The organism is Salinispirillum marinum (assembly GCF_042650105.1).
In the GTDB taxonomy this organism is placed as follows: Bacteria; Pseudomonadota; Gammaproteobacteria; order Pseudomonadales; family Natronospirillaceae; genus Salinispirillum; species Salinispirillum marinum.
Map to the genome: position 1 here is coordinate 465,258 of NZ_JBHSAL010000002.1, position 25,415 is coordinate 490,672.

Sequence of the window (25,415 nt, forward strand, 5' to 3'; positions counted from 1 at the left end):
GCAACGTGCCTGCCGCTCCTCGGTGGCAGGCCACGGCTTTCCTGCTACAGTGTTTCCCTATCAACAATAAAAAATTAGGGAGAGATACTCATCATGCGTTCTGGCTTCTATCAGCAATTAACCGACACACTGAGCGACATCCAAGAGGCTGGCCTCTACAAACATGAGCAGCCTTTGGTGTCGGCGCAACAAGGCGACATTCGTATTGAAGATGGTCGCCATGTGTTGAATTTCTGTGCCAACAATTACCTAGGCTTGGCCAACCATCCATCATTGATTGAAGCCGCTAAAGAGGGGCTCGATGGGCATGGCTTCGGCATGGCTTCGGTGCGGTTTATCTGTGGTACGCAAACCTTGCATAGAACGCTGGAACAACGCCTGGCAGAATTCTTGGGGATGGAAGACTGCATTCTGTACTCGTCGTGTTTTGACGCCAATGGCGGCCTGTTTGAAACCTTGTTTGACGCCGAGGATGCGATTATTTCCGACGCCCTGAATCACGCCTCCATCATCGACGGCATTCGCCTGTGTAAAGCTCAACGGTATCGTTACGCCAATAACGACATGGCCGACCTCGAACGTCAGTTAAAAGCCGCACAAGCCAAGGGTGCCAAACACATTTTGATAGCCACGGACGGCGTGTTTTCAATGGATGGGGTCATCGCCAATTTAAGCGCCATTTGTGACCTGGCGGATCAGTATGATGCGCTGGTGATGGTTGATGACTCGCATGCGGTCGGGTTTCTCGGTGCGCAAGGACGTGGCAGCCACGAATACTGTGGCGTGATGAACCGTATCGACATCCTGACCGGCACGCTAGGCAAAGCATTGGGGGGCGCTTCCGGCGGCTACACCGCAGCCCGCAAGCCGGTGGTGGATCTCCTGCGCCAACGCTCAAGACCCTATCTGTTTTCAAACGCCTTAGCGCCAGCCATTGTTTCTGCTTCACTGCGTGTGCTGTCGATGCTTGAGCAGGGCGGTAAGTTGCGCGAACAGCTCTGGGCCAATACCGCCATGTTTCGAGAGCGCATGAGCAAGGCCGGTTTCACCCTGGCGGGCGCAGACCATCCAATCATCCCGATCATGATAGGTGATGCGCACAAGGCGGCGGAATTTGCTTCAGCGATGGTGCAAGAAGGGGTTTATGTGGTCGCCTTTTCGTACCCTGTCGTTCCGCAAGACCAAGCCCGTATTCGTGTGCAAATGTCAGCGGCTCACAGCGCACAACAACTGAACACCGCCATTGAAACCTTTATTCGGGTCGGGCACAAACTCGGCATTCTAGGAGCCAGTGCATGAAAGCCTTAGCCAAGCTAAAACCTATCGAAGGAATCTGGATGACCGATGTGCCCATGCCAGAAATGGGGCACAACGATTTGTTGATTAAGATTCGTAAAACGGCCATTTGTGGCACGGATGTTCACATCTACAACTGGGATGACTGGTCACAAAACACCATCAAGGTGCCTTTAATCGCCGGTCACGAATACGTGGGTGAAGTGGTTGATATGGGCCAAGAAGTGCGTGGTTTTAAGGTCGGTGATCGAGTCAGCGGTGAAGGGCACATCACCTGCGGTTATTGCCGAAATTGCCGAGCGGGTCGAACGCACCTCTGCCGCAACACCATTGGCGTTGGCGTGAACCGTGATGGTGCTTTTGCTGAGTATCTGGTTCTTCCCGCGTTTAATGCGTTCAAACTGCCGGACAACATCCCCGATGACCTCGCAGCCATTTTCGACCCCTTTGGCAATGCAGTGCATACGGCCTTGTCGTTTGATTTGGTGGGTGAAGACGTGTTAATCACCGGTGCCGGACCGATTGGTATCATGGCGGCGGCCGTATGTCGTCATGTCGGCGCACGGAAAATTGTGGTGACTGACGTGAACGACTATCGTTTGAGTCTCGCCAAACAAATGGGGGCCACGCGTACCGTGAACGTCATGCAGGAGCAACTGCCGGATGTGATGCGGGAATTGGGTATGACGGAAGGTTTTGACGTCGGCTTAGAAATGTCCGGTGTTCCATCAGCGTTCACCGCCATGCTGAACGACATGAACCATGGCGGTAAAATTGCCATGTTGGGTATTCCGCCTGCTCATATGAACGTGGATTGGACCAAGGTGATTTTTAAAGGGCTACACATCAAAGGCATCTATGGCCGCGAAATGTTTGAGACCTGGTATAAAATGGCGGCGCTGATTCAGTCAGGCCTCGATTTAACACCCATGATTACACATCATTTTCCGGTAGACGATTTTCAACAAGGCTTTGATGTGATGCGGTCGGGGCAGTCGGGTAAAGTCATTCTAACGTGGACTTAAAAGGTTTTTCCTTTGGGCATATGGACGGATAGCTCTCTGTATTCGCCGAGGGCCAGACTTTCCAGCGACCATGGCCCAATCGCATAACGAATCAAACGCAGGGTAGGGAAGCCCACAGCCGCTGTCATCCGGCGCACCTGACGATTCTTTCCTTCACTGATCTGCAAACTTATCCAACTGTCAGACACATTTTTCCGTTCTCGTATCGGCGGGTTACGTGACCATAGCCATGACGGCGGGGCCAGTCGTTCTGCTTGTGCGGGTAAGGTCTTGCCATCTTTCAATTCTACGCCGCCGCGCAACGCTAGCAGTGCCCCGTCCGTGATGTCACCCTCAACCTGAACCCAGTAGGTTTTGCGCATTTTTTTCTTCGGGTGAGATATTTGGTGTTGTAACGCGCCATCGTCGGTCAACAACAACAAGCCTTCAGAATCGAAGTCAAGTCGTCCTGCTGGGTAGACATTGCGTACGGGAATGAAGTCGGACAAGGTGGCTCGACCTTGGTCATCTTTGAATTGTGACAGAACATTGAAGGGTTTGTTGAATAGAACCAAGGTGGCCAAGTGATGCCTCATGCTATCTTTTGGTCGAACACAGGCGACAAACTCTACCGGATCTGCCGAGCTTTCGGTATACTTCGCGACCGCAAAACGCCCTTTCTTTGAAACATGGAGCGCAATATGGCCTATCAAAAGATCCAGGTGCCTGCTGAAGGAACCAAGATCACCATCAATTCCGATGGTTCTCTGAATGTACCGAATAACCCAATCATTCCTTTCATTGAAGGGGATGGTATCGGTGTTGACGTAACACCACCGATGCTCGACGTATTGAACGCTGCCGTGGAAAAAGCTTACGGCGGTGAACGCAAACTGGTGTGGATGGAAGTCTACGCAGGTGAGAAGGCCGTTAAAGTATACGGTGATGACACCTGGTTGCCTGAAGAAACACTGGAAGCTTTGAAAGATTTTAAAGTAGGTATCAAAGGCCCTCTGACCACCCCAGTCGGTGGCGGCATTCGTTCACTAAACGTTGCCATTCGTCAGAAGCTGGATCTGTTCGTATGCCAGCGCCCCGTATTGTGGTTTACGGGTGTACCTAGCCCCGTGAAAAACCCGCAAGATGTGGACATGGTGATCTTCCGCGAAAACTCGGAAGACATCTACGCCGGTATCGAGTGGAAAGCAGGCTCGCCAGAAGCGAAAAAAGTCATCAAATTCTTCACCGAAGAAATGGGTGTGACTAACATTCGCTTTGAAGACATGTGTGGTATTGGTGTTAAGCCAGTGTCTGAAGAAGGCACTAAGCGTTTGGTACGCCAAGCTCTGCAATACACGGTCGACAACAACCGTGATTCGTTGACCTTGGTGCACAAAGGCAACATCATGAAGTTCACCGAAGGTGCCTTCAAAGATTGGGGCTATGAAATTGCACGTGACGAATTCGGCGCAGAGTTGCTGGATGGCGGCCCATGGATGCAGTTCAAGAATCCGAAAACAGGCAAAAACGTTATCGTTAAAGACGTAATCGCCGACGCTATGTTGCAGCAAATTCTATTGCGTCCTGCAGAATACGACGTCATCGCTACCCTGAACTTGAACGGTGACTACTTGTCGGACGCTCTGGCAGCAGAAGTTGGCGGCATCGGTATTGCACCGGGTGCGAACCTGTCTGATACCGTAGGCGTTTTCGAAGCCACCCATGGTACAGCACCTAAGTATGCCGGTCAGGATAAAGTGAACCCAGGTTCGTTGATTCTGTCAGGCGAAATGATGCTACGTCATTTGGGCTGGACCGAAGCAGCGGATATGATCCTGAAAGGTACCTCTGCCGCGATTGGTGAGAAAAAGGTTACCTATGACTTCCATCGTTTGATGGATGGTGCCGAGTTGGTGTCTGCATCACAGTTCGGTAAAGAAATTATCGCCCGCATGTAATTATGGCGATGAACAAAAAAGGGTGCTTCGGCACCCTTTTTTGTTGAAATTTTGGCCAGTAAGGCCATTGTGTCGATGTTTACGTAAGATTTAGTGTCATAAAACGCACGACAAAAAAAGCTTGGGCGGAATCAGAGTCCCGCCAGAGAGAGTAGCACACAACCGCCAGTGTAACCGATTAGCCGTTTATCGCTTTGCCAACCTTATTGGCTGTGGCCTCGGTTTCCTGTTGCAAATCCGCTTGGCCCATTTCCAATGCCACACGAACTGCCTCTTCCTCGGTTTTACATGGGCGAATGTTCACCGCATGTATGCCCTTGTCCACTTGCATGGTATCAAACGCAACGGGCTGGCCTGCTTTTAAGGTTTTGTAGCCATCCATCGTAATGGTGGAAAAATGGGCGAATAAGTCTTCGTCACTTCCGTCTGCTACAATAAAACCGTAACCCTTAGCATTGTTGAACCACTTTACTTTCCCTGCAGGCATGACTTCACTCCTGTACTGCTATTTGAGGTAGAATGTTTTACCTGATCACCGAGCGCACTTGGTTTGCACAAAATCTGATCAGATAGAAGCAATGTAGTAGCCGACGAACGGATGTGTCAAGTATAGTTTCGTGAAACATGATCCAGTGCACATTTCTTGCTGTAATAGTTCAGAGAGTTTAAAAAAACAGTTATGTTGACGATGATGAAGACACGGTTAGCGGTGTACCAACAGGACGACATCGCGTCCCCGACCATCAAGCCTCAAGTGGCGGAGCCTGAGCTTAAGCGTCCCGCTATGTATCGTGTGGTCTTGATAAATGACGACTATACCCCCATGGAGTTTGTGGTAGAGGTACTAGAAGTGTTTTTCAACATGCGGCGAGAACAAGCGACACAAGTGATGCTCGCTGTACATACAAAAGGCAAAGGGGTGTGTGGCGTCTATACTAAAGATATTGCAGAAACCAAGGCAACACAGGTTAATCAGTGTGCCCGGGACCATGAGCATCCATTGATGTGTGAAGTAGAACCATTGGAATAGCGAGCGAGGTGGCTTATGTTAAGCAAAGAACTCGAAGGTACGCTCAATCAAGCTTTTAAAGAAGCGCGCGATAAGCGGCATGAATTCATGACAGTAGAGCATTTGCTGCTTGCTCTATTGGACAACACAGCAGCGACCGAAGTACTGGATGCATGCGCCGTGGACGCCGACCGTCTACGCCGCGAACTCAGCGAATTCATTGACGCCACCACGCCATTGATTCCGCAGAACGACGAAGATCGAGACACCCAGCCGACACTGGGCTTTCAACGGGTGTTGCAGCGCGCGGTCTTTCATGTCCAATCATCCGGTAAGAATGAAGTCTCCGGTGCCAATGTGCTGGTCGCTATTTTCAGCGAACAGGAAAGCCAAGCGGTCTATTTGCTCCGGCAACAAAATGTCAGCCGTATCGACGTGGTGAACTTCATCGCGCATGGTATTTCAAAACTTGATGATCACTCAGGCCAGGATGCCCATCCAGGCCGAGATGCTGCGCCGGAAGAAGCGGTCGATAGCGAAACCGGCGAGGGCATGGAAAGCTTTGTCACCAACCTCAATGAGTTGGCGAAACGCGGCAAAATCGACCCTCTGGTCGGGCGCGAAAAAGAAGTCGAGCGTCTGGTTCAGGTGCTCTCTCGTCGTCGTAAGAACAACCCTCTGTTGGTGGGTGAAAGCGGGGTGGGTAAAACCGCCATCGTTGAAGGCTTGGCGAAGAAGATTGTAGAAGGCGACGTACCGGACATCATCATAGAAGCCGAAGTCTTTTCTTTGGATCTAGGCTCCTTGCTGGCGGGTACTAAATACCGTGGCGATTTTGAGAAGCGGCTTAAATCGCTGCTTTCGCAGTTGAAAAAACGGGAAAAAGCCATTCTCTTTATTGATGAAATTCACACCATCATTGGTGCAGGTGCTGCGTCTGGCGGCGTTATGGATGCCTCTAACTTATTGAAGCCGATGCTCAGCAGCGGTGAATTGCGTTGTGTGGGTTCCACCACCTTTCAAGAGTTTCGTGGCATTTTTGAGAAGGACAGTGCACTGACTCGCCGATTCCAAAAAATCGACGTGGTAGAGCCCAGTGATGACGACACCTATCAGATTCTGAAAGGCTTAAAGAGCCGTTTCGAAGAGCACCACGATATTCGCTACACCGATAAAGCACTGCGTACCGCGGTGACCTTGAGTTCGCGTTATATCAATGACCGGCACATGCCAGATAAAGCGATTGATGTGATTGATGAAGCGGGTGCTGCGCAGCGCCTGAAGCCCGTCAGTCGTCGTAAGAAGGTCATAGGTGTGACGGAGATTGAAGAAATCATCGCCGTTATTGCGCGCATTCCACCCAAAGCGGTATCGCGGAACGACAAAGAGTTGCTGAAGAACCTTGAGCGCAACCTGAAAATGACCGTGTTCGGCCAGGATGACGCCATTGATACCCTGGGCAGTGCCATCAAAATGGCTCGTGCGGGCTTGAAAGACGGCAATAAGCCGATCGGTTCCTTCTTGTTTGCTGGCCCGACAGGGGTCGGTAAAACAGAGGTCACACGTCAATTGGCGGAGGCTTTGGGCGTAGAGTTGATTCGCTTTGATATGTCGGAGTACATGGAGCGGCATACGGTGTCTCGTTTGATTGGCGCACCTCCGGGCTATGTGGGTTATGACCAAGGTGGTCTGTTAACTGATGCCGTCACTAAGCACCCGCATTCGGTGTTGTTGCTTGATGAGATCGAAAAGGCGCACCCTGAAGTATTTAACCTGCTGCTGCAAGTTATGGATCACGGCACCTTGACCGACAACAACGGGCGCAAGGCGGACTTCCGCAACGTCATATTGGTGATGACCAGTAACGCTGGCGCAGAGGATATGGGCAGACGTTCCATGGGCTTCTCGCAACAAGACCATGCCATCGACGGCAATGAGGCGATTCGCAAAATGTTCTCGCCCGAGTTCAGAAATCGGCTCGATGGCATTATTCAATTCTCGGCCTTGCCACGTGAGGTCATTATGTCGGTGGTGGATAAGTTCTTGGTCGAACTGCAAGTGCAGTTGGACGATAAGAAAGTTCACATCACCGTACAGGACGATGCCCGCGAATGGTTAGCTGAAAAAGGTTACGACAAAGCGATGGGTGCACGCCCGATGGCTCGGTTGATTCAAGAGGAAATCAAGAAGAAACTGGCCGATGCGTTGTTATTCGGTGTCTTGAGCACAGGTGGAGAAGTAGAAGTATCCGTTCAGGAAGGTCGTCTGCACTTCATGTTCAAGGAATCGAAAACAGGTAAAGTGCTGGAAGAAGCCTAAAAACATAATGCGCTCGCGTTCACGAGCGTAACGTTTTTAACGTTGATCATAAAAGACAAAAAGCGCCAATAGGCGCTTTTTTTGCTTCAAGGAAACAAAAGCAGGTTATTTAGAGCGATACACGATGCGACCTTTGGTCAGGTCGTACGCCGTCAATTCCACTTTAACCTTGTCGCCAGTCAGTATGCGGATGTAGTTCTTCCGCATTTTTCCAGAGATGTGGGCCGTAATGACGTGGCCGTTTTCCAGTTTTACGCGGAACATGGTATTAGGCAGAGTGTCGAGAATCTCGCCTTCCATTTCAATGACGTCTTCTTTCGCCATAATGCCTGTTTTTCCTCATATATCGTGATTTGTGGCGCGCAATTCTGCCTGAAAAAGCAGCAAAGGGCAAAACTTATGTCAACGTCGATTCAATAAGTGGTTCCCATTTTCCATTATGAAAAATCTCTGCCGGTGCAAAAGTCGCTTTATATTGCATATTCGGCACATCAGACAGCCAATATCCCAAATAGACATAAGGCATGTTCAATTCCTGAGCCGCACGGATGAGCTGTAGAATCGCCACAGTACCTAAAGACCATTCAGGGCGATCGGGACAAAAAAAGCTGTATACCGCGCTAAGTCCGGTACGAAACTGATCGACCACCATCACTAACACCAGCTCATTATCTTGTCGTGCCTCCAGCAGAAATCCGTAGTCCGAACGCTGAAACAAAAAGCGGTAAAAGTCTTCTTGCACGGGTGGGTACATATCTCCCGACGAATGCCGTGCATTGATGTAGCGCGCGTAGAGTTGCCAGTAGGCGTCTTCGTAATGCACCGGCCGAACAGACCATTGCAGAATGGGGTCCGTCTTTTTCCACAGTCGTCGATGGCGACGCGCAGGGCGAAACTCGGAGGCCAGGATGCGCAAGGACAAACACTGATTACAGGCATGACAATCAGGTCGGTAAATGTGTGTGCCGCTGCGCCGAAAGCCCACTTGATTCAGTTGTTCATACAACGCCGGAGAAACCTCAATTTCGGGGTTCAAAAACACCGTTTCTGCTTGTCGGCCTTTTATGTAACTGCATTCATGTGGCGAGGTCTTGTAGAAACGCATCCAACCTAAACTCTTCAGAAATTACTTTAAGTGTTGATGGCTGAGCAACGGCATCGTGCAGCGTTTGCTCGAATTGTGAGCGCGAGATCAATCGAGCGCCAAGCGACATTAAATGTGGGTTCTCAACTTGTGCATCAACACAACGCCACACCCCTTGGCGAGCCAGATAGTCCACCACAGCTAACGCCATCTTAGACCCTCCCGATTGGCGAGAAAACATCGACTCGCCATAAAACATCTGTCCAAGGCTCACCCCATAAATGCCGCCTAGCAGTTCCGGTCCTGACCATATCGCAACGGCTGTGGCATGACTTGCTCGATGCAGCGCTCGGTAAGCCTCCTGCATGCCTTCGGTAATCCATGTGCCATACTGGCCATGCCGGGGTACTTCGGCACAGTATTGCAACACCTGATCAAAATCTGTCCCGAGGGTAATTCGTAAGTCTGGCACGGTGCGGATCTGGCGGCGCAATCGTCTAGTGATGTGTAAATCACCGGGCATGAACACGCAGCGCGGTGATGGTGACCACCATAAAATAGGCTCGCCCTCGCTGAACCACGGAAAAATGCCTTGTGAATAGGCTTGTGTGAGCCATTCAACGGTTAAAGCGCCACCAGTGGCTAAAAGACCATTCGGATCATCCAGCGCCCATTCGGGCGGGGGAAATATCGGGGGCTGTTTGGGGTCTAACCAGTAAATGGACATGGGACGTACAAACCGTGAATACGTTTTTAGATACAAAGATAGAGTGCTATAGTACGCGCCATTAGTTGTAATCCCTAACGTGTTGTTTACCAAGCCTTTTTTATATGACGTCAGACGCGCAGAAACAGTATCAATCAACTCGGCACCGATTCCTCAACGAAGGCATGGCGTTGGTGTTGGCAGCAATCACCTTGCTGGCGGCCTTGGCGTTGTATTCGTTTAACCCGGCAGATCCTGGCTGGGTGTCCAGCGGGCAGGGCAGGGGTGTTTCCAATCTGGCGGGGGCGGCCGGCGCATGGTTTGCCTCCTTTACCGTTGCGGTGTCTGGGTGGATCGCCTTTTTGATTCCCCCGGCGCTGGCACTCTTGACCATCAATATCGTACGTTTACGGCGTTCGGAGCATCTGTGGTTTTGGCCCTTAGTTCTGTTGCGTGCCATTGGCGTGTTCTTCTTTACCATGGGTTCCTGCACCTTATTGACTCTGCATTTTGCATCGAACCTGGCCTTCTCTGCCGGTGGCTACATTGGTATCGCCATCAGTGAATGGTGGTACCCGTATCTCGGCTTAACCGCTGCCTCCATTGTTGGGCTAATTTTTTGTCTGCTCGGCCTTACGCTGTCGACCAATATTTCATGGCTTCGACTGTGCGAGCGCCTAGGCGGTTGGGTGATTTCGGCAGTGGTCTGGCTGCGGGACCGACGCGAGAAGGCACATATGGCGAATGTTGAGCGCCAGGTGGCCATGCAACAACGGCGTGAGAACTTGGACGTTCGGCTGGACAACGATGGCCATGGCCCGCGCATGAGTGCTCTGGCGATGCGTAAACCACGTCCGCGACAGGTTGAAGAACCCGTATTGAGTGATGACCAAGCGCCCGAAGTAGCTAAAGCGCGCCCGGCCAGGACAGAGCCTGTCGTTACGGACGTTCCGCCTGCCGAAAAAATTCGCGCGATTAAAATAGAGCCTCTCAAATCCGAGCAACAACCGGACCAAGAAGAACAGCACCCCAAAACCGCACAGCGCAAACTTTTTGATGAAAGAACGTCGGGCGGCCTACCCAGTCTGGAACTGCTGGACCCGCCACCGCATCAACCGAACGCAGGGTATAGTGAAGATCGGCTGGAAGAGTTGTCTCGCCTATTAGAGGATAAACTGAAAGACTTCGGCGTGGTGGCCGAAGTCGTCGCGGTATGCCCTGGTCCCGTGATTACCCGGTTCGAAATTCAACCGGCGGCCGGGGTGAAAGTCAGTAAAATCTCCAACCTTGCGAAAGACCTAGCACGCTCGCTCGCCATGGTCAGTGTACGGGTGGTGGAAATCATCCCCGGAAAGTCTGTGGTCGGTATCGAAGTACCAAATGAAAACCGTGCCATTGTGAGCTTGAAAGAGGTCCTCGCAGCAAGTGCCTATCAAGACGCCAGCTCATTAATAACGCTGGCCTTAGGCCACGATATTGCCGGTGTTCCAGTGGTAGCGAACCTAGGCAAAATGCCGCACTTGCTGGTTGCGGGCACAACTGGCTCAGGGAAGTCGGTGGGGGTCAACGCCATGCTGTTGAGCATCTTGATGAAAGCGACACCACAGGATGTGCGCTTGATTCTCATCGACCCGAAAATGCTTGAGCTTTCCGTGTATGACGACATTCCGCACCTGTTGACCCCCGTGGTCACCGATATGAAAGATGCCGCCAATGCCTTGCGCTGGTGTGTGGCCGAAATGGAACGGCGCTATAAGCTGATGTCGAAAGTCGGCGTGCGCAATCTGGCCGGTTACAACCGCAAAGTGCAAGAAGCGGCCGATGCTGGAGCGCCGCTGAAAGACCCGCTTTGGAAAGCCGAAGACCACTACGGTGAAGAAGCGTCCGAACTGGAACACTTGCCCTTTATTGTGGTCGTGATCGACGAATTTGCCGACATGATGATGATCGTCGGCAAAAAGGTAGAAGAACTGATCGCCCGGATTGCTCAAAAGGCGCGGGCGGCGGGTATTCACCTGATACTGGCTACACAAAGACCCTCCGTCGATGTCATTACCGGCTTGATCAAAGCTAACGTGCCAACCCGTATTGCGTTTCAAGTCTCGTCTAAAATCGATTCACGCACGATTTTAGATCAAGGCGGAGCAGAGCAATTATTGGGACACGGTGACATGCTGTATATGCCTCCGGGCACCAGCCTCCCCATTCGCGTGCACGGTGCCTTCGTGGATGATGACGAAGTTCATCGGGTGGTGGCCGACTGGCAGAAACGTGGCGCACCGAATTATATCGAAGACATTTTGAGCGGTGAACAAGATAACGCGGGCATGTTAACCGGCCTGGTGGATGAAAATGGCGATGACCCGGAATCGGATCAACTGTTTGATGAGGCGGTTGCCTTTGTGACGCAAAGTCAGAAAGCCTCAATTTCGTCAGTGCAACGAAAATTGCGTATCGGATACAACCGGGCCGCTCGTTTAATAGAAGCCATGGAAGCGGCCGGCATTGTATCCTCTCCCGGCCATAACGGTGCTCGTGAAGTGTTGGCACCACCACCCCCGGAGCGATGAGACGAGTTTATATGCGAATTTGTAACAGCCTTTATGTTGTGCGGCGGTTGTGTACCTTAGCGTTGGTCGCCGTATTGACGCTCGGTAACTCCGCATTAGCCGACGACATTGACGCCTTGATGGCGCGTTTGAGTAACCTCAACAGCCTGAGCACCAACTTTCGTCAGTTGACCTTGGATGCCTCAGAAACCAACATCCAAACCATTTCAGGTACCTTGCAACTGGTTCGTCCAGCGCAACTTTACTGGTACAGCGACGTGCCTTATGAGCAGTCAATTTACGTCAACGAAGGCACGCTGTGGATATTCGACATGGATCTGGCACAAGCCATTCGCCAACCGGTAGAAGAGCAGTGGGAACAGTCACCCGCGTTGGTATTAACCGGCACGCGAGAGCAAATTACCGAACGATACGCAGTGGAACAAATCGTCAATCGCCCACCGTTCGCAACTTTTACGTTGACCCCGCGCGGGGAAAATAACGCCATTGAATCACTGGACCTGGCGTTTGAAGGTAATACACCGACCAGCATTCGATTGCGTGACGGATTCAATCAAACCACCTTGGTGAATTTCGATAACCTCACGCTGAATCCGGAACTGGACCCCGAAATTTTTGTGTTTAACCCTCCGGCGGGTGTCGATGTGATCGACCAAATGGGCCAATGAGCCGCGCTACAGATACCGACTTATTCGGCCAGCAACCGCCGCCATACCAACCGCTGGCCGAACGGATGCGGCCACACCGGATAGAAGATTATTTAGGCCAACAACATCTGCTCGGCCCGCAAGGGCCTATCCATCAACTGCTCACCCATAAAACTCTGCACTCGATGATCTTCTGGGGTCCGCCAGGCACCGGAAAAACGACCTTAGCACGGCTTTTGGCACAGGCGACGGACGCTGAATTTATTCAAATTTCAGCCGTGATGAGTGGCGTGAAAGACATTCGAGAAGTGGTGGAGCGAGCACGCCACGCGCAACAACGCGGTAAAATGACCGTCTTGTTCGTCGATGAAGTCCATCGCTTTAATAAATCCCAGCAGGATGCCTTTTTACCGCACGTTGAAGCCGGTACGCTTATTTTTATCGGCGCAACGACAGAAAACCCCTCGTTTGAGCTGAATCGCGCGTTGTTATCACGCGCTACGGTTTATCGGTTAAATTCTTTTACCGCCGATGAGCTGTTGGCCGTTTTACAACAGGCCCTAGCGCACGATGAACAATTGGCGTCGGTGCGCACACGATTCGACAACGATGCCTTGGCTCTGCTTGCGCAAGCCGCCATGGGTGACGCCCGGCGCGCTTTGAACACCTTAGAATCGGTTGCCCTGCAACTTCCCGCCGACCAAACGGTGACCCCGGCCTTATTGGCTGACTTGCTGGGTGAACAGATAAAGGGTTTTGATAAAGGCGGGGATGTGTTTTACGAACAGATCTCTGCTTTACACAAATCGGTTCGGGGTAGCGACCCGGATGCAGCACTGTATTGGTTTTGTCGTATGCTCGAAGGCGGTGCAGACCCGCTGTACATCGCTCGTCGGGTGGTACGCATGGCCTCTGAAGAAGTGGGTAATGCAGACCCAAGAGCCTTACAACTGGCCATGAACGCCTGGGATGCACAAACCCGTTTAGGATCGCCGGAGGGCGAGCTGGCCGTTGCACAAGCGGTGGTGTATATCGCCTGCGCCGCCAAGTCGAACGCGGTATACAGTGCCTTCAATGCCATGCGCGATACCGTGAAGAATACGCCAGACTATACCGTGCCCATGCATCTGCGTAACGCACCTACCACGCTCATGAAAGATATGGGCATGGGACAGGGTTACCGTTATGCGCACGACGAACCTGACGCCTTTGCGGCGGGAGAAAACTATTTCCCACCAGAAATGCAGGAAACCCGGCACTATTATCCGGTTGATCGTGGCTTGGAAAGCAAAATTGCGGCAAAATTGGCCCATCTGAGACGTCTAAACGAGACGGCAACTCAGAAACGTTATACACCGGCCCATCCGGGCACTGCACAAGACCATCAGGACGACTGACCGTCGTTGAATTCATTCGTACGTTGTAAACAGGAAGATAAAATGCTCGACATCAAAGCGCTTCGCCAAGACCCAGATGCCATCGCCCGTCAACTGGCGCGTAAAGGCTTCTCATTTGATGTGAGTGCATTTCAGTCCCTTGAGTCTCAGCGTAAAGCGCTGCAAGTAGAAACCGAGCAACATCAAGCGGCAAAAAACAAATTATCGAAACAGATTGGCGTGTTGATCGGGCAGGGCATGAGTGTCGACGACGCACGCGCGCAGGTGGCCCGTGATAGCGCCGATATTGACAACAAAATGGCCGACTTAGGCACGCAACTGAAAACAGTGCAAGATGCTCTGGACCATTTGCTGCTGGGCGTGCCCAATATTCCTCATGAATCCGTCCCCGCAGGGGAAGATGAAAACGCCAACGTGGAAATTCTGCGTTGGGGCGAGCCGACAACATTGGCGTTTGAACCGAAAGACCATGTCGATCTTGGTACCCAACTGGGTGGGCTGGATTTTGAAGCAGGCATCAAGCTGACCGGTAGCCGCTTTGTGGTGATGCGAAATCAGATTGCCCGCATGCACCGCGCACTGGCGCAATTCATGCTCGACACCCACATCAACGAGCATGGCTACGAAGAGGTGTATACCCCGTATATCGTGAACGCCCAATCGTTGCACGGTACCGGCCAGTTGCCTAAGTTCGCGGAAGATTTATTCCATGTGCCCTTTAACAACACGGACTATTACCTCATTCCGACCAGTGAAGCGACGCTCACCAATTTAGCGCGCGACGAAATACTGGAGCTGCCGGAAAATGGCCGGATAAAATACACAGCACATACGCCATGCTTTCGCAGTGAGGCGGGTTCTCATGGCCGTGATACCCGCGGCATGATTCGCCAACATCAATTCGACAAAGTTGAAATGGTGCAAATCGTGCGCCCCGATGTGTCGTTTGACGCCTTGGAAGAACTCACTCTGCACGCCGAATCCATCCTACAGAAGCTGAACCTGCCGTATCGCAAAGTCGTGTTGAGTGGCGGCGACATGGGCTTTGGTGCCGCCAAAACCTATGACTTGGAAGTCTGGATTCCTTCACAGAACACCTACCGTGAAATTTCCAGCTGCTCAAACATGACGGATTTTCAGGCCCGCCGCATGATGGCCCGTTGGCGTAACCCCGAAACCGGCAAGCCGGAATTGGTGCATACACTGAACGGTTCCGGTCTGGCCGTTGGCCGAGCCTTGGTCGCCGTGTTGGAAAACTATCAACAAGCCGATGGCCGAGTGGTCGTGCCTGACGTGTTGCGCAGTTACATGGGCGGATTGGACATCATCGGCTAATGGATTTCTTGCCGCTTTTTCATCGCGTTACCGACCAACACGCCTTGATTGTGGGGGCAGGGCCGATTGCCGCACGCAAAGCGCAACTGTTGCTCGAAGCCGGTGCGAACGTGACCTTGGTGGCGCCGGAAATTTCCCGCGCCGTCCGAGGTATTGCGGAACAGCATGCAGAATCCGTAACCGTTATCACCGACATCTATACCTCCGAGTACCTGGCCGGTCATCAATTGATCGTGGCCGCCACCGACCAGCGTGCAGTGAATGAACAGGTAGCGCTGGATGCTCGTGCGCTGCATCTGCCGGTCAACGTGGTCAATGACCCTGACTTGGGCACTTTTATTTTTCCTGCTGTGATAGACCGTTCACCCGTTGTCGCTGCCGTATCCAGCAGTGGCGCAGCGCCGGTACTTACGCGTTTGCTGCGCGGCAAATTAGAAAGCCTGATTCCTGCCAGTTACGGCATGCTGGCCGAACTGGTCGGGCGCTACCGCCAAACGGTAAAGGACCGATTGCCCGAAGCTGCTCGTCGGCGATTTTGGGAGCAGGTACTCAGCGGTGTCATTGCCGATCGTGCCATGACCGGACAGATGCAAACGGCAGAAAGGTTGTTGAACGAAGAACTGGATGCCTACGCCCAAAATGCCACGTCGAAAGGTGAAGTTTACCTAGTGGGGGCAGGGCCTGGCGACCCAGATTTGCTGACCTTTAAAGCCCTGCGATTGATGCAGCAAGCGGACATCGTACTGTACGACCGATTGGTCAGCCCGGCAATTCTGGCCCTTGTGCGCCGCGATGCCGAGATGATCTACGTTGGCAAACGACGCAGCGAACATGCCGTCCCTCAGGACAACATCAATGAACTCTTGGTGCAACATGCTCTCGCGGGTAAACGTGTCTGTCGGTTGAAAGGCGGGGACCCCTTTATTTTTGGTCGCGGCGGCGAAGAAATAGACCGACTGGCCGACGAAGGCATCGAATTTCAAGTGGTGCCCGGCATCACGGCCGCTTCAGGCTGCGCCGCGTACAGTGGCATTCCGTTAACGCACCGTGATTATTCACAATCCGTACGTTTTATTACCGCACACTTGAAGGATGGTAGCGCTAATCTTCCTTGGGAAGAACTGGTACAAACCAATCAAACCGTCGTGTTTTATATGGGATTGACCGGATTATCGGAGATTTGTGCCCAATTACAGGCACATGGTCGCAGCCCGGAAACCCCCATCGCGCTGATTGAAAAGGGTACAACACCGCAGCATAGAGTCTTTGCGGGTACCTTGAGAACGATGGTCGATTTAGTTACTCAACAGGATGTCTCGGCGCCTACGTTGATTATTGTCGGCGAAGTGGTGCAGCTGCATCATAGATTGAATTGGTTTAAAGATGTGGTAGAAGCCTGACAGGATTATCGACAGGCGTTTCTACCACAACGGAAAATCACTTGGCAAACAACTGGCTCATGTCTTTAAAAGCTTTAAACTCAAGCGCGTTCCCGCAGGGGTCTAACAAAAACATCGTGGCTTGCTCACCCACTTGACCCTTGAAACGCACATAGGGCTCGATCACAAACTCGGTACCGAAACCTTTTAAGCGTTCCGCCAAGGCTTCCCATTCCTCCCAGTGCAGCACAATGCCGAAGTGTGGTACGGGGACATCATGTCCGTCAACCGGGTTCGTGTGGGCGTGATCCTGAGTGGCGATTTTAGGGTGTTCGTGAATCACCAATTGGTGACCATAAAAGTCGAAATCAACCCACTGAGCACTGGAACGCCCTTCGGCCAAGCCAAATACCTCACCGTAGAACTGCCGTGCTTTCGGCAAGTCATAAACGGGAATGGCTAAATGAAACGGGGATAAACTCATTGCATGATCTCCTCAATAATTGCCCTAGTTTCACCGCAGCAAAATGGGGCAGGGTGGTTATGCGACGAGTATAACAGTGCCTATCAACAGATACCCGCGTCCAACGTGCAGCTCAAGCGGCCACTTGACAACCTAGGTTGACTGAACTATTCATCACACACCGCTTTAATTAAAAACACTTCAAGCACAAGGAAAATTACCCATGAACATCGAACTGTTGGAACTCAGTGGACGTGTCTGGCTCGCCATCGCACTCGGCGGTATCGCCAATTATATGCTGGGAGCATTATGGTACATGGCACTATTTCAAAAACCTTGGGTAGCGGCAACCGGCCGGAGCTTGGAAGAATTCAGAGGTAAATCACCCGGAGCATCTTTAGTGCTGACCTTGATCGGCGCTTGGTTATCAACCGCAGTGCTCGTATGGTTTTACCAAGCGGCTGGTGGTTCATCGGTTGTGGATGGTGTGCTACTTGGCGCCTTCATCGGCATTGGCGTTGCAGCCATGGAAGGGGTAAAAAAGGCGGTGTACAACTTTGACGATCGCACCAAACCATGGCAATTGTTCGCTGTTGACGGAGGATATGCCATTGCAGGACTGATGATTGCCGGTGTGGTCGTCGGCATAATCCTTTAAGAATTATGAAAGCCATCATACAAACAGGCTACGGTCCTGTTGAACGCGTGTGGCAACAGCGCGACATGCCTCAGCCAAAACCCAAAGCCAACGAAGTTCTTGTGCGGGTAAAGGCAACCAGCGTACATGCAGACGTTTGGCATGTTGCCATGGGCTTGCCGAAAGTATTACGTATTATGGGTAATGGCGTATTTAAGCCGCGGCAACCCATTCCCGGCATCGATGTTGCGGGGGATGTTGTGGCGGTAGGCGAATCCGTTACGCAATTCAATGTTGGTGACGCCGTATTTGGCGAAAGCCACAAAGGTATGCAGTGGAAAACGGGTGGCGCTTTTGCTGAATATGTTGCCGCGCCGGCATCATCGTTGGTGCACAAACCCGAACCACTCAGTTATGAGCAGGCGGCCGCTATTGCGACACCGGGCATAATTGCCTGGCAAAATTTACACGCGGGCGCGCTTTTAGAAAATGCACAGAGGGTACTGGTAAACGGCGCAGCCGGTGCGCTGGGAAGTCTCGTCGTGCAAATGGCAAAGGCCTATGGCGCTCATGTGACCGCCGTAGATCGTCGAGCCACTTTTGCTTATCTGACAGAACTGGGTGCAGACGACTGCGTAGACTTTGAGCGCGAAAACATTATGTCACGCTCACCGTCAGCATTTGATCTGGTGGTCGACGTTGCCTCAACCTTGCCCATACCTGAATGCCAGCACCTGATGGCCGAGCAAGGGCAGTTTGTATTGATTGGCCACGATCACTTCGGTAAACAAGGCGGTCGCTGGCTCGGCAGTATTCCGGCCATGTTTAAACCCATGCTGGATAAGCGCTTCAAGAAACATCTACCCAAAGGGGGACCCAGTTCACTGAGCAAGCATGAATGTTTGAACGCATTGCGCGCATTGGCCGTCGAAGGAAAATTGTCTGTGCGTATCGTAGAAAGGTATCCATTGAGTGAAGCAGTTACCGCCATGCAGCAATTACAAACAGGTGCGGCTGTAGGGCGAATCGTCTTAATGCCCTAAGAAATACACATCATAAATCTCCGATAATTATTATTATCGGTGTTGGTGTCGTGGGCGAAAATAGGCCCATTTTGGGCCTTTTTATTCACCCTGATCATCGTCTAACTCACACAAAGCTTGTTCTTGGTATTCAGCGAGAATTTGCACAGCTCTTTCAGCGACTTCTTCCGGTACTTGCAACCGGATACCGCCAAACGCGTCACCATAAATTGATAGCGCATTGTTGGTGTGCACATCCGCCAAGAAAGCCGGCATACCTTCGGAATCCAAACGAGCTTTGGCTATTTGAGCTTCGAACGCCATACTGAATCGGGCTATGGTCACGAGCATAAAACGACCTCTAGACGAATTTAAACACCGAGTTTTTTCTTTAGCCCGTCAGATGTCAAATGCTTGGCCACATCAAACGGATCACACTGGCCACTGGCCGACGTAAACTCAATAGGTCCCACAACTTGTGCCACGCGCAGCGCTGTCTGGTTTAGCAATGCACTGCGTTTACCAATGCCCATGAGCGCCGAACCCATGGCCATGCGCACGGCCTCTGGCTCGTTGTCTATATGCTCGCCTATGCGTGCAATCTGAGTGAGAAAGAAATCTTCGCTGGGCGCTTTCTTCCCGGAAAACTTCGACGCTTCATACATTAACCCGTAACCACAACGACGACGCACAGCGTCGTCACTCTGTACCCATTGTTCGGCCAGTTCGATGACAAAGGGCGTCTTCGCAAGTGTTGCATCACAGGAAGAAAATACATGCGCCAACATGCCACCTGCCAATTCATCTACCTGACGTTCAGCCTGTTCAGGGGTTACCTGTTTCGGGTCGTCAATTAACAAGGCAATGACTCTGGCGTCGTAAACGTCTGTCTGCCACAACACCAGCGCCAACTCGTGATCACGACCTAATTGTTTCGCCAGCTTGCGTAAACGCGTCAAGCCAATGCCAAAACTTTTCATTCCCGCTGTTTTGTCCCCCAGATTCCGCCAGTGCTTAATGCCGCGCTCGTCGCGTTCAGACTCAAGCAGAGCCATAACGTCAGATACATTCACGATGAAATCTCCAGGGATGGCTTGTCAATGTGTTTCAACGTGCTGTTTAAAGCGGTTAAGAATGGCCTGCCAACCTTCGCGTTGTTGCTCTTCCGTATGTGTATCTTCGCTGTCGAACGACACCCTTACCAACACACCATCCGAACCATCATTGAACTCAACCGTAGCGTCCCGTCCGCCGAACTCGTACTTAATCAGGCTATTAGGTACTACTTCGGTATAGGTGCCCTCGAAGTCAAATCCGAAACTACCGTCCTTTGCTTCCATACGTGAGCAAAACCGACCACCGGGCCGGAGGTCCACAGTGGACTGCGTGGTATGCCAATCGTCAGACGCGGCGTTCCACTGCATAATGTCTTCCGGATTGCTGTACGCATGCCAAACCTTATCTATTGACGCTTGAACGACGACCTCGACGGAAATAATCATTGTTCACCCCCCTAGGTTTAACGACTTAAATGACGTTTTAATCCGCACATTAAAACACCGAATCTACCCCAAACTCACTCTTTTTTGCGACTTGAGTGTCGGTGCGGATCCTTTTATGCAACTTAGACCTAAGGCAAAAGATGTCGCGCATGAAATCGTAGATGGTCTTCAATGAAGCTGGCGATAAAATAGTAGCTGTGATCATAGCCGGTCTGCATACGCAGCTCGAGTTCCGAGCCGCTGGCCGCACTGGCGGCTTGCAGCGTTTCGGGTTTCAACTGTTCGGCCAAAAACGGGTCAGCATCACCCTGCTCTACCAAGATCGGCAACGCCGCTTTTTTTTGCGCCAACAACAACGAAGCATCATATTGCTGCCACTGGCTTTCATCGTTACCCAGATAACCCGCCAGCGCCTTACGGCCCCAAGGGCAATTAACCGGATTACTGATCGGCGAAAAAGCCGACACCGAGCGGTAACGCCCGGCTTCACGCAGCGCAATCACCAAAGCACCATGCCCGCCCATAGAATGCCCCGAAATAGCGCGGCTGGTTGATAACGGCAGTTCCGCTTCGACCAACGCTGGTAACTCTTTGCAGATGTAGTCGTACATCTGATAATTCTGCTGAAAAGGCGCTTCGGTGGCATTCACGTAAAAACCCGCACCCAAGCCGAAATCAGATGCCCCGTCCGGGTCGTCTGGCACGTTTTCACCACGCGGGCTGGTGTCCGGGATAATCAACGCCAACCCCAGCTCTGCCGCTACCCGTTGTGCACCTGCCTTTACAGAAAAGTTCTCATCCGTACAGGTTAAGCCCGACAACCAATACAACGCAGGAACATCCTGCTGCGTGGCTTGTGGTGGTAAGTACACCGAAAACTGCATGCGGCACTGTAAGACAGCCGAGTCGTGCGCAAACCGTATCTGGCGGCCACCAAACAACCGTTGATCACTGAGGATTTCCAAAACAGCCATGGTTTGATTCCTTAAAAGTGGATCACGGTGCGAATCGACTTACCTTCATGCATCAAATCAAAGGCCTCATTGATCTGCTCCAGCGGCATGGTGTGGGTAATGAACGTATCCAACTCAAATTCACCGGCCAAATAACGCTCCACGTAGTCCGGCAATTCAGAACGGCCTTTTACCCCACCAAACGCACTGCCCCGCCATACCCGACCCGTCACCAACTGGAACGGCCGTGTGGAAATTTCCTGGCCAGCACCAGCCACACCGATGATGACAGATTCGCCCCAGCCCTTATGGCAGCATTCCAGCGCCGAGCGCATAACATGCACATTGCCGATGCACTCAAACGAGAAATCCACGCCGCCATCCGTCATCTCAACAATGACCTCTTGAATAGGTCGCTCATGATCGTTCGGATTCACCACATCGGTGGCACCCAACTGCGTGGCAATTTCAAACTTACTTTCATTGATATCAATGGCAATGATGCGACCCGCGCCCGCCATCACCGCACCGATAATGGCCGACAACCCGATGCCACCCAAACCAAACACCGCCACCGTATCGCCCGGCTGAACCTTCGCGGTGTTCATCACCGCGCCCATGCCCGTGGTTACCCCACAGCCCAGCAAACAGACCTTTTCCAGCGGCGCGCTTTTGTTGATCTTCGCCAGTGAAATTTCCGGTAACACCGTGTATTCAGAGAAGGTCGAGGTGCCCATATAGTGATAAATCGGCTTACCGTCTTTCGAGAAGCGGCTGGTGCCGTCCGGCATTAAGCCTTTGCCCTGCGTGGCCCGAATGGCCTGACACAGATTGGTTTTACCCGATAAACAGAACTTGCACTCACCGCATTCTGGCGTGTACAGCGGAATAACATGGTCACCCACTTGCACCGAGGTCACGCCCTCACCCACCGCTTCCACAACACCACCGCCTTCGTGGCCCAAAATAGCCGGGAACACACCTTCCGGGTCATCGCCCGATAACGTATAGGCATCGGTATGGCACACACCTGTAGCCACAATACGCACCAACACCTCGCCTTTTTGTGGCGGCATTAAATCCACTTCTTCAATCGTCAACGGCTGACCTGGCCCCCAAGCGACGGCGGCACGAGTTTTAATGGGTTGCATGGCAAAAATTCCTGTCGTTTAGTGATGTAACGAAGGGTGACAGATAACGTTTATGAGGGATAGCTTGAATTGACCGCTGAATGACCACAGACAGGAACGTACTGTTTAAACATGAAAATCGGAACGAGTAGCGCTAGCTCGCGAGCTAAAAAAGGGTCTGGATGGCACTAGAGACGATTCGGTTGAGCAAGCTTAGAACGAGAAGTTATCCGGCGTGTGTCCGAAATCAAAAGCGGTAAAGCCACACACTGCTCCGCCGTGATGAATTCTAGAAGCCAAGCCGTTAGGCTACCTAAAGACTTCAGGTTCGACTGTAATGAGGCCTATGTGCGGCGGCAAGGTAAAGACATCATAATCTCATATAAAACAAGAACTTAGGATGCCTTCTTCAACCAAGACTCAGCCTTTTGGTTGCCATAGTCTGTGCCTTTATTTTGCTTCGTCGATCATCAGCATGGTTTTCTCTTCGACTTCCTGAGCCGTTTGGGCCAACGACGCATCATCCGACAACGCCGACAGCATTTGAGCTGGTTTAATAAGGCCAATCTTCGTCGTCATGTTTTCAGTAAACACCGAAATCCGACACGGCAATGCCATGTTGAGCCGCATATCGGCAGAAAGAACCTTAGCAGCCTGAACGGGATTACAGACTTCAAATACCTTGCACTGCTCCTCAAATGCAATGCCCTTGCTGCGCAGGGTTGCCCCCAAATCATGGATGTGCAGCACTCCAAATCCATTGCGAGCAACGGCTGTTTCTAGGTCTGTTACTGCCTGCTCAAACGATTTTGGTGTTTCAACGATGTAGTACATGGTATTTAGCCTCTCTGAATTGATGTGAAATAATGCCGACATGTGCAGCTACGGATTGGTAGTGAAACCGTTTAAAAATTGGTAGAAATCGAACGCAACTAACCAGTTTCTGACTTCAGGTCAGGAGGGTTTTCTACAGCCTCAACGTTTGCAGCCTGCGCGCCCACGGAATGGAGCCGATGGTGCAATGTAGTAGGCGTCGCCGTGCCTGCATTGGTTATGAATTACGTGCGACCTGGAAAAAAATTTCGAATGTCGCCAATAGCCTCAGAAAAGACCATAGGCTTGTATTCGAAGCGAGCTAGAGCGCCTGGGCCGAGCATATCTTTAAATCGACTTTCTGTGACACCGGACTGATCAGGGTTATAAACGACAACCTTTTTTAGAAGCGTTTCACCAACGGTACCAAGTCCGTAAAGGAGCCTGAAAAATGCGTCCGTCTCAGGCAATGAGTAACCAATGATGAAAATATACTCCGCTTCTTCTAGGTGTTTGGCCGTATCGCTCCAAATGCTCGCTAGTGTTTGATGATAATCGGCTTTGTTCCAAGCCGGCGGCACAATGACAGGCTCCGGATTAACTTCCACATCAGTGTGCTTAGAGTAATATTCCTGCAATTGACTGCCCACTGGCATTTTGCAAGTACCTTGCTCTTCAAACCCGTTGTAAGAATATTTGCTGAAGTACTGTTGGATAGTTAGCGGCTCAACTGCTCCCGAACTCTTACGCACAGCCCAGTTTAACGAACCATGGAGCTTTAGAAGCGGTACTTGATAATGAGCCTGCACGCTTGGCCCGAATCCATAGATTGGACCGAGGCCAGCCCGATACATAGCAACGTCTAGAGCGATATCGTAATTAAACGAAACGATCGCGGGAACAATCGCTGGATTCGCATCTTTGCTCAAATAAAGAAGTAGTTCCGAAAAGTTAGAATAACTACTCGGCGCCAGAATGCGGTTTTTCCGCGTAGGGAAGTCGATTGTCTGCTCAAGCGTCACAACAATTAGCTCTTTGAGTGATGCTATGACCTGGGGGATTTCCGCTTTATTGAACCCTGGTAGTTTTCCGAGAGCATTAGCGATTTCTAGAGCCGTAAAAATAGACTCGATATTGTTCAAATCAAGCTGAGACTTTGAGTGGACTGCTTGCATGGATGCTATTGCCCGAAAGACCCTTTTGAAATCGTCGTTTTTTCCCGGAACCTGATTCGTACCTAAAAGCCTCGAGGCCGTATCAAGAAAATCATTCATTAACGGAGCGCCGCAGTCTTTTGATGCTCCGGCACCTAAAATAAATACGATTTCACTCATTCGATAGCATCACTATGCGCATACCTCTGACACGGCGAGCGGCTTTGTAGTGAAGGCTAAGCCGCAACGAAAAAGCGCCATGATTGGCAATGTTAAGGCTCACCTTCGCTTTGGCAACTAATCTCCACTTGCTGAGTAATTGCCAACAAGTATCTCTCATAGTTCGTTTCTAACTGAAGGCGTTTATACTCATCAACGAGCAATTCGAAGACCATTTTAAGATGACGGGCAAACTTATCAAAAATCACCGGATCGTCCAGACGGCCTCCATCGAATTTCGCCATTTTTTCGTCCCATTCATGCGCTAAAAAATTCCGTGTAACCGCGAGATTTTTCAGCTTCTTTTCAAGAGAAGCGTTGATTAGAGCAAATTCTTTGAGGGCTTCTATCCGTTGCCGAAAAGGCAGTTTACGAGCTAAAAAAGCTTGGTCGTCATACTTCGAGGAGCTTGCGCTAAGAATATGCAAGTTCAAGCACTCGGTCACTAGAAACTCAAGTTTGGCGAAGGCAGAAAGGATCTTTCCCCGATCTAGTTTCTCGACATCAGCATAACCAAACTCATTTGAGTACTCTGTCCATGAGTATCTGCCATCGTATATCCTGAAGAAATGATTCTCACTAATCACGAAAACTCTAATAGTCGGGTCTGGAGCAGACATACCCCTAATCGCTTCAAACAACTTTTTTGCAGTCTCCTCCACTACCCTATGTCTCCTGACGCCCTAACAGCTTTTATTCATGCACATGAGCACGGCTGGCCAGCTCAAAGGCCCTTGTTTTACTTGGCCTCTCTGAAATTGCTGCCAGAAAACCCCAGTCAATGCATTTCATCGTAGCAGAAAAAACCGCACATGCAC

General features: G+C 51.4%; 26 protein-coding genes. 12 read left to right on the plus strand and 14 right to left on the minus strand.

What is annotated here, in order from left to right:
• Positions 1-93: 93 nt before the first annotated feature.
• Both ACFOSD_RS09305 and tdh read left to right on the plus strand, forming a co-directional pair.
• On the plus strand, positions 94-1,299 hold the full coding sequence (locus ACFOSD_RS09305; RefSeq protein WP_380695789.1) for a glycine C-acetyltransferase: 1,206 nt from the start codon (positions 94-96) through the stop codon (positions 1,297-1,299).
• Positions 1,296-2,321, plus strand: coding sequence for an L-threonine 3-dehydrogenase (gene tdh / locus ACFOSD_RS09310; RefSeq protein ID WP_380695791.1), 1,026 nt, complete (start codon positions 1,296-1,298; stop codon positions 2,319-2,321). The genes ACFOSD_RS09305 and tdh overlap by 4 nt, the downstream gene beginning before the upstream one ends.
• Here tdh and ACFOSD_RS09315 read toward each other — a convergent pair.
• Positions 2,318-2,884, minus strand: a complete 567-nt coding sequence (locus ACFOSD_RS09315; RefSeq protein WP_380695793.1) for a pseudouridine synthase — start codon at positions 2,882-2,884, stop codon at positions 2,318-2,320. The genes tdh and ACFOSD_RS09315 overlap by 4 nt on opposite strands.
• A 117-nt stretch (positions 2,885-3,001) precedes the next feature.
• Between ACFOSD_RS09315 and icd the strand changes: the two genes are divergently transcribed.
• Positions 3,002-4,258 (plus strand): NADP-dependent isocitrate dehydrogenase, encoded by a 1,257-nt coding sequence (gene icd / locus ACFOSD_RS09320; RefSeq protein WP_380695795.1) that lies wholly within the window; start codon positions 3,002-3,004, stop codon positions 4,256-4,258.
• Positions 4,259-4,436: 178 nt separating this feature from the next.
• Here icd and cspD read toward each other — a convergent pair whose 3' ends face one another.
• Positions 4,437-4,745, minus strand: coding sequence for a cold shock domain-containing protein CspD (gene cspD, locus ACFOSD_RS09325; protein WP_380695797.1), 309 nt, complete (start codon positions 4,743-4,745; stop codon positions 4,437-4,439).
• A 192-nt stretch (positions 4,746-4,937) separates the two neighbouring features.
• Between cspD and clpS the strand changes: the two genes are divergently transcribed.
• On the plus strand, positions 4,938-5,288 hold the full coding sequence (gene clpS, locus ACFOSD_RS09330) for an ATP-dependent Clp protease adapter ClpS (RefSeq protein ID WP_380695799.1): 351 nt from the start codon (positions 4,938-4,940) through the stop codon (positions 5,286-5,288).
• A 15-nt stretch (positions 5,289-5,303) separates the two neighbouring features.
• On the plus strand, positions 5,304-7,586 hold the full coding sequence (gene clpA / locus ACFOSD_RS09335) for an ATP-dependent Clp protease ATP-binding subunit ClpA (protein WP_380695801.1): 2,283 nt from the start codon (positions 5,304-5,306) through the stop codon (positions 7,584-7,586).
• A gap of 105 nt (positions 7,587-7,691) precedes the next feature.
• Here clpA and infA read toward each other — a convergent pair whose 3' ends face one another.
• The 3 genes from infA to aat form a co-directional block, all read right to left on the minus strand.
• Entirely contained in the window at positions 7,692-7,910 is a 219-nt protein-coding gene (gene infA / locus ACFOSD_RS09340) for a translation initiation factor IF-1 (RefSeq protein WP_380695803.1), read from the minus strand.
• A 73-nt stretch (positions 7,911-7,983) separates the two neighbouring features.
• A complete protein-coding gene (locus ACFOSD_RS09345; RefSeq protein WP_380695805.1) occupies positions 7,984-8,691 on the minus strand; it encodes an arginyltransferase in 708 nt (235 codons plus the stop codon).
• Positions 8,663-9,397, minus strand: coding sequence for a leucyl/phenylalanyl-tRNA--protein transferase (gene aat / locus ACFOSD_RS09350; protein WP_380695807.1), 735 nt, complete (start codon positions 9,395-9,397; stop codon positions 8,663-8,665). Before aat ends, ACFOSD_RS09345 begins: the two co-directional genes overlap by 29 nt.
• Before the next feature lie 104 nt (positions 9,398-9,501).
• Between aat and ACFOSD_RS09355 the strand changes: the two genes are divergently transcribed.
• Genes ACFOSD_RS09355 through cysG form a run of 5 tightly spaced genes read left to right on the plus strand, consistent with a single transcriptional unit; the run spans position 9,502 to position 16,725 of the window.
• On the plus strand, positions 9,502-11,946 hold the full coding sequence (locus ACFOSD_RS09355) for a DNA translocase FtsK (RefSeq protein WP_380695809.1): 2,445 nt from the start codon (positions 9,502-9,504) through the stop codon (positions 11,944-11,946).
• Positions 11,947-11,957: 11 nt separating this feature from the next.
• Positions 11,958-12,614: an outer membrane lipoprotein chaperone LolA gene (gene lolA, locus ACFOSD_RS09360; RefSeq protein ID WP_380695811.1), complete on the plus strand. Its 657-nt coding sequence runs from the start codon at positions 11,958-11,960 to the stop codon at positions 12,612-12,614.
• Entirely contained in the window at positions 12,611-13,990 is a 1,380-nt protein-coding gene (locus ACFOSD_RS09365) for a replication-associated recombination protein A (RefSeq protein ID WP_380695813.1), read from the plus strand. Before lolA ends, ACFOSD_RS09365 begins: the two co-directional genes overlap by 4 nt.
• A gap of 42 nt (positions 13,991-14,032) precedes the next feature.
• A complete protein-coding gene (gene serS / locus ACFOSD_RS09370; protein WP_380695815.1) occupies positions 14,033-15,325 on the plus strand; it encodes a serine--tRNA ligase in 1,293 nt (430 codons plus the stop codon).
• A complete protein-coding gene (gene cysG / locus ACFOSD_RS09375; RefSeq protein WP_380695817.1) occupies positions 15,325-16,725 on the plus strand; it encodes a siroheme synthase CysG in 1,401 nt (466 codons plus the stop codon). Before serS ends, cysG begins: the two co-directional genes overlap by 1 nt.
• 37 nt (positions 16,726-16,762) lie before the next feature.
• Here cysG and ACFOSD_RS09380 read toward each other — a convergent pair whose 3' ends face one another.
• On the minus strand, positions 16,763-17,188 hold the full coding sequence (locus ACFOSD_RS09380) for a VOC family protein (RefSeq protein ID WP_380695819.1): 426 nt from the start codon (positions 17,186-17,188) through the stop codon (positions 16,763-16,765).
• Positions 17,189-17,390: 202 nt separating this feature from the next.
• Between ACFOSD_RS09380 and ACFOSD_RS09385 the strand changes: the two genes are divergently transcribed.
• Positions 17,391-17,825 (plus strand): DUF1761 domain-containing protein, encoded by a 435-nt coding sequence (locus ACFOSD_RS09385; RefSeq protein WP_380695821.1) that lies wholly within the window; start codon positions 17,391-17,393, stop codon positions 17,823-17,825.
• A 5-nt stretch (positions 17,826-17,830) separates the two neighbouring features.
• Positions 17,831-18,847, plus strand: a complete 1,017-nt coding sequence (locus ACFOSD_RS09390; protein ID WP_380695823.1) for an NAD(P)-dependent alcohol dehydrogenase — start codon at positions 17,831-17,833, stop codon at positions 18,845-18,847.
• 81 nt (positions 18,848-18,928) lie between these two features.
• Here the strand turns inward: ACFOSD_RS09390 and ACFOSD_RS09395 are convergent, their stop codons facing one another.
• The 8 genes from ACFOSD_RS09395 to ACFOSD_RS09430 all read right to left on the minus strand — a co-directional run bounded on the left by ACFOSD_RS09395 (position 18,929) and on the right by ACFOSD_RS09430 (position 25,259).
• Positions 18,929-19,177 (minus strand): putative signal transducing protein, encoded by a 249-nt coding sequence (locus tag ACFOSD_RS09395; protein ID WP_380695825.1) that lies wholly within the window; start codon positions 19,175-19,177, stop codon positions 18,929-18,931.
• Between the two features lie 20 nt (positions 19,178-19,197).
• Positions 19,198-19,899 carry a DNA alkylation repair protein gene (locus tag ACFOSD_RS09400; RefSeq protein WP_380695827.1) on the minus strand — a complete coding sequence of 234 codons (702 nt, stop codon included), beginning with the start codon at positions 19,897-19,899 and terminating at the stop codon, positions 19,198-19,200.
• Positions 19,900-19,923: 24 nt separating this feature from the next.
• A complete protein-coding gene (locus ACFOSD_RS09405) occupies positions 19,924-20,328 on the minus strand; it encodes an SRPBCC family protein (protein WP_380695829.1) in 405 nt (134 codons plus the stop codon).
• 128 nt (positions 20,329-20,456) lie between these two features.
• Positions 20,457-21,302, minus strand: coding sequence for an S-formylglutathione hydrolase (fghA, locus tag ACFOSD_RS09410; RefSeq protein WP_380695831.1), 846 nt, complete (start codon positions 21,300-21,302; stop codon positions 20,457-20,459).
• An 11-nt stretch (positions 21,303-21,313) separates the two neighbouring features.
• The gene (locus ACFOSD_RS09415) at positions 21,314-22,432 is read right to left on the minus strand and encodes an S-(hydroxymethyl)glutathione dehydrogenase/class III alcohol dehydrogenase (RefSeq protein WP_380695833.1); all 1,119 of its coding nucleotides are present in this window, start codon (positions 22,430-22,432) and stop codon (positions 21,314-21,316) included.
• A gap of 429 nt (positions 22,433-22,861) precedes the next feature.
• Positions 22,862-23,245, minus strand: coding sequence for a DUF302 domain-containing protein (locus ACFOSD_RS09420; RefSeq protein ID WP_380695835.1), 384 nt, complete (start codon positions 23,243-23,245; stop codon positions 22,862-22,864).
• A gap of 224 nt (positions 23,246-23,469) precedes the next feature.
• Positions 23,470-24,558, minus strand: coding sequence for a hypothetical protein (locus tag ACFOSD_RS09425; protein WP_380695837.1), 1,089 nt, complete (start codon positions 24,556-24,558; stop codon positions 23,470-23,472).
• A 92-nt stretch (positions 24,559-24,650) separates the two neighbouring features.
• Positions 24,651-25,259 carry a hypothetical protein gene (locus ACFOSD_RS09430; protein ID WP_380695839.1) on the minus strand — a complete coding sequence of 203 codons (609 nt, stop codon included), beginning with the start codon at positions 25,257-25,259 and terminating at the stop codon, positions 24,651-24,653.
• Between the last annotated feature and the right edge of the window lie 156 nt (positions 25,260-25,415).

Bases quoted from the DNA above. Each gene is read 5' to 3' on its own strand.
- ACFOSD_RS09305 (WP_380695789.1), top strand. From the start codon at position 94: ATGCGTTCTGGCTTCTATCAGCAATTAACCGACACACTGAGCGACATC.
- tdh (WP_380695791.1), top strand. From the start codon at position 1,296: ATGAAAGCCTTAGCCAAGCTAAAACCTATCGAAGGAATCTGGATGACC.
- icd (WP_380695795.1), top strand. From the start codon at position 3,002: ATGGCCTATCAAAAGATCCAGGTGCCTGCTGAAGGAACCAAGATCACC.
- cspD (WP_380695797.1), bottom strand. From the start codon at position 4,745: ATGCCTGCAGGGAAAGTAAAGTGGTTCAACAATGCTAAGGGTTACGGT.
- clpS (WP_380695799.1), top strand. From the start codon at position 4,938: ATGTTGACGATGATGAAGACACGGTTAGCGGTGTACCAACAGGACGAC.
- clpA (WP_380695801.1), top strand. From the start codon at position 5,304: ATGTTAAGCAAAGAACTCGAAGGTACGCTCAATCAAGCTTTTAAAGAA.
- infA (WP_380695803.1), bottom strand. From the start codon at position 7,910: ATGGCGAAAGAAGACGTCATTGAAATGGAAGGCGAGATTCTCGACACT.
- ACFOSD_RS09345 (WP_380695805.1), bottom strand. From the start codon at position 8,691: ATGCGTTTCTACAAGACCTCGCCACATGAATGCAGTTACATAAAAGGC.
- aat (WP_380695807.1), bottom strand. From the start codon at position 9,397: ATGTCCATTTACTGGTTAGACCCCAAACAGCCCCCGATATTTCCCCCG.
- ACFOSD_RS09355 (WP_380695809.1), top strand. From the start codon at position 9,502: ATGACGTCAGACGCGCAGAAACAGTATCAATCAACTCGGCACCGATTC.
- lolA (WP_380695811.1), top strand. From the start codon at position 11,958: ATGCGAATTTGTAACAGCCTTTATGTTGTGCGGCGGTTGTGTACCTTA.
- ACFOSD_RS09365 (WP_380695813.1), top strand. From the start codon at position 12,611: ATGAGCCGCGCTACAGATACCGACTTATTCGGCCAGCAACCGCCGCCA.
- serS (WP_380695815.1), top strand. From the start codon at position 14,033: ATGCTCGACATCAAAGCGCTTCGCCAAGACCCAGATGCCATCGCCCGT.
- cysG (WP_380695817.1), top strand. From the start codon at position 15,325: ATGGATTTCTTGCCGCTTTTTCATCGCGTTACCGACCAACACGCCTTG.
- ACFOSD_RS09380 (WP_380695819.1), bottom strand. From the start codon at position 17,188: ATGAGTTTATCCCCGTTTCATTTAGCCATTCCCGTTTATGACTTGCCG.
- ACFOSD_RS09385 (WP_380695821.1), top strand. From the start codon at position 17,391: ATGAACATCGAACTGTTGGAACTCAGTGGACGTGTCTGGCTCGCCATC.
- ACFOSD_RS09390 (WP_380695823.1), top strand. From the start codon at position 17,831: ATGAAAGCCATCATACAAACAGGCTACGGTCCTGTTGAACGCGTGTGG.
- ACFOSD_RS09395 (WP_380695825.1), bottom strand. From the start codon at position 19,177: ATGCTCGTGACCATAGCCCGATTCAGTATGGCGTTCGAAGCTCAAATA.
- ACFOSD_RS09405 (WP_380695829.1), bottom strand. From the start codon at position 20,328: ATGATTATTTCCGTCGAGGTCGTCGTTCAAGCGTCAATAGATAAGGTT.
- fghA (WP_380695831.1), bottom strand. From the start codon at position 21,302: ATGGCTGTTTTGGAAATCCTCAGTGATCAACGGTTGTTTGGTGGCCGC.
- ACFOSD_RS09415 (WP_380695833.1), bottom strand. From the start codon at position 22,432: ATGCAACCCATTAAAACTCGTGCCGCCGTCGCTTGGGGGCCAGGTCAG.
- ACFOSD_RS09420 (WP_380695835.1), bottom strand. From the start codon at position 23,245: ATGTACTACATCGTTGAAACACCAAAATCGTTTGAGCAGGCAGTAACA.
- ACFOSD_RS09425 (WP_380695837.1), bottom strand. From the start codon at position 24,558: ATGAGTGAAATCGTATTTATTTTAGGTGCCGGAGCATCAAAAGACTGC.